The 3376-nt window shown below is 43.7% G+C and carries 2 protein-coding genes; one reads left to right on the forward strand and one right to left on the reverse strand.

Translation table 11 applies throughout. From position 1 onward, the window contains the following. Positions 1–552: 552 nt before the first annotated feature. Complete coding sequence (locus WBN20_RS09715; protein WP_424281532.1) at positions 553–2331, reverse strand: hypothetical protein; 1779 nt, start codon at positions 2329–2331, stop codon at positions 553–555. Between the two features lie 422 nt (positions 2332–2753). Here WBN20_RS09715 and WBN20_RS09720 point away from each other — a divergent pair. Next, positions 2754–3376: hypothetical protein (locus WBN20_RS09720; protein WP_424281533.1), on the forward strand; the 623-nt coding region annotated here is incomplete at its 3' end.

Raw genomic sequence — 3376 nt, forward strand, 5'->3', positions numbered from 1 at the left:
ACATAGAGGTCTTCCCGAAACCCAATTCAGGGATTTCTTGAACTATCCTTTAGATTTCTCAGTCGGTACTTCGCACCTCATATCGAAATGACCTGTTTGGGTTTAAAATAGGCTGGTGCAACGTATAGCTGTCATTTCGAACCGCACGCAGTGCGCGTGAGAAATCTCAAAACAACTGTTTTCAAATGAAGTTGAGTGTAGTTTAGATTTCTCAATCGTTGCTAAGCCACTCATGTCGAAATGACATCAAGGTCTTTTCGAACGGGATTCAGGGATTTCTTGGCCTATCCTTTAGATTTCTCAATCATTGCTTCGCTACTCATGTCGAAATGACATCAAGGTCTTTTCGAACGGGATTCAGGGATTTCTTGGCCTATCCTTTAGATTTCTCAATCGTTGCTTCGCACCTCATATCGAAATGACATAAGGGACTTTTATGAAACGAATTCAGTTATTTATTTGACCATCCTTTAGATTTCTCAGCCTTTACTACGCACTTCTTTCCTCAAACAAAATGCTCCAATTCTCAGGGTTGGAAGTTTTTAATGTACCTTATTCTTGCGTGACGCGATAAATAACATTCGCTCCGGCACCTGAAACATAGATGTCTCCGGATGAACCAATGGTAACACCATCAAATGACCACCCTGGAGGAGCACCCAGACCAGCAGTGCCAAGTTCAAGACCCTCAGCAATGGTGGTCCTTTCACCAGTTAACAAGTCTATACGCGATAGGCGTGCAGCTCCCCATTCAACCACCAGCAAGCCACCGGTTTCATCTAAAGCCAATCCTTCGGGATTCTGCAGACCAGCTATAACCTCAATATTAGTTGGGGTTTTGCCATCAAAACCTATCTGTAAAATATTGCCTGTGACCCAGTCGGCCGCCCATACGGTTTCCCCATCTGTGGCCAAACCACCAAGCGAGCCTACAGTTATGCCGGCTAGCGCTATTTCTTCCGCGGAACTCGCCCAGTACAAACCACTACCTCCCAGTCCTGCATCGGAGACTATAATATCATCCTTGAATCGGAGGGCATCCATGGGAACTGGAAAGGCAGGATAGGCCTCAATAACTCCATCCTGAGGATTCCAGACCTGTACCCCACCACTAAACCATGAAGAAACTACCAGATTGTTCCCATCTGTTGAAATATTCATCGGTAATATCAGTGACTCCGGACCTTCAGGAACAAGAAAGCCCTTATAAATATTTTCCTCTTCACCGCTTTGTGTATTGAATTGTCTTAAATTAAATAGATCAGCCTCATACAAAGCATCCTGGCCATTAGTTCCCGGTAAAACGGCCAGACCCTGAGGTGCTATTAACCCCCCACGGCTTATGTTGCGAGATTCCCCGCTTGGTTGTATTTCGTCTACCCACCCGTAGTCAGCATTGGTCATATAAAAGGCACCATCTGCGCAGAAGACCAGATTATCAAGCCCTGGTTGGCAAGTAATGAACAATGTTTTCTCACCGGTTTCAACATTTACCTTAAAAACCTCGCCAGTTTGATCCAGTACATATAGAAGTCCGTCCGGGCCGAACTTTGCAGCTGCAGGATTCTTAAACCCTGTTGCCACTATTTGAAGATCCAAATCAGGGTCATTGAAGGGGTCTGAAGTAACAGGATTATCAGCATCTACATTCACACTGATAACATAACCTAGTGCAAACAGGGGGCCATATAAGCGCCCGTCCGAACAGAAGTCAAATGCATTTAAAAAACCAAGGGGGAAAGGGTTATCTTCAGTGGCTACCACTATAGGGCGCGGAGGTTCCACAAGATTGGGATCAAGCTCATACAAGCCGTCGCCCAGGAAATCAAGGGCTACAAAGAGACGCCCATCGGGTGAGAACCCAATAGGATTAACACCAGGGGCAACAAATTGGTACCCTAACTGTTGTCCATCCGCAGTCATTCGTCCTACAAATCCTGTTAGGATGTCGGTCCAGTAGAGCGTTCCATCCGGACCAAACACAAGATCATCAGGACCTAGAACTCCCCTTTCTGGCCCAATTCTATCGATGATCTCGCCATCATTCTCCTTCATCACAACAATTTCCTGACCAGTAACACTTGCGATGTAAAGATTGCCTTCCGGCCCAATGTCAATACCATTGGCTCCGCTAATGGGAGAGCCCTGGATAAAGGTTTCCAAAACATAGTTTATTTCATTGGTAGTATTCTCAGATATGGCTTTCTCCGCACCCTGCGTTTCTTTAAGCTCCTGAGCAGTTTCCTTGCTGCAGGAATAGGTCATCACAATTAGTGCCATTATGGCCAGCTTAAACATTGCTTTCAGACTACTCTGGATTTTTGTTTTCATAATTATGGAGTTTAGATTACACTTTTACGGATTTATGGTCCATTGCTAGTAGCTATTAAATGATGATTTGGAGAGATCTGAGGGAGTTATATGTAATATAAGGAGTTAAGCGGTTTTTTATAGTGATTCAGGGACGAAGACACTTGTAAAATGTCCGAATGCACCTTTTTTTTGTACAAAGGATAAAATACCAGGCATATAGCCAATAGATTTTCTATATGCTGTAAGCTCGTATGGGGAGTAAGCTGCCGTACATGCTTGTAGGTTTTTACATCGGACAAGCCTTTTTAAAGCACCCTCATCGACTATATAGTCCCTTTAAAGGCATTTCTTTTTTTAACTTCCTTCTTTTCGTTACTTGAGGTAGAATAAGCTCTCTTAGAACAGGAGCGTAAAATGGGATTATAATCCTATTGGTGAAAATGGAAAGAAAAAACGAACTACCTATTTTTTCAGGGCTGGTATGGCTGCTGCTTACCGTCTCCTTTACGACTAACACTGCGGCTCAGCAGTACACTCAACAAGACTATAAAAGTAACTTACAAGAAACCACCCAGTCAGCCGCATGGGATAATTCCTATAATGGTACCACTTCCAGTGATACCCCCATGGAGGATCTTTATACCTCCACGGAGCAGGAAATTCTGGCAACCATGAAGCCTAAAGCCCGGGAAAGGGCCAGCTTATTTGTGAAATTATATAATGCCTATGTTTCCAGGGCTTATTACAGTCTGCTAAGCGAGGCAAAAAAAGCCGATCAGCACTTGCTGGAGAAATATAATTACCTGCTCAAAAGCTCTAAAAACAGACCAGACAGGGCCGAGTATAATAAGCAATTAGGACTGGCGAAATTGATGTATGAGGCACATTGGAACATGCTGGAGGGCCTAAAATCATGGAACGCCTTTAGTGCGTATGGTTCTGACGATCTGGATTTCTTTAAACAGGAACAAATAGAAAATGCCTATTTAATGTTTCGCAAAGGTTCTTCAGATACAGAGATCATTGACTTTTTAGTGTATAGATTGGCTGATCTGTACTACGT

Source organism: Eudoraea sp., from assembly GCF_049665975.1.
In the GTDB taxonomy this organism is placed as follows: Bacteria; Bacteroidota; Bacteroidia; order Flavobacteriales; family Flavobacteriaceae; genus Eudoraea.

Coding starts and splice junctions, on each gene's coding strand:
- WBN20_RS09715 (WP_424281532.1), bottom strand. CDS start 2,331: ATGAAAACAAAAATCCAGAGTAGTCTGAAAGCAATGTTTAAGCTGGCC.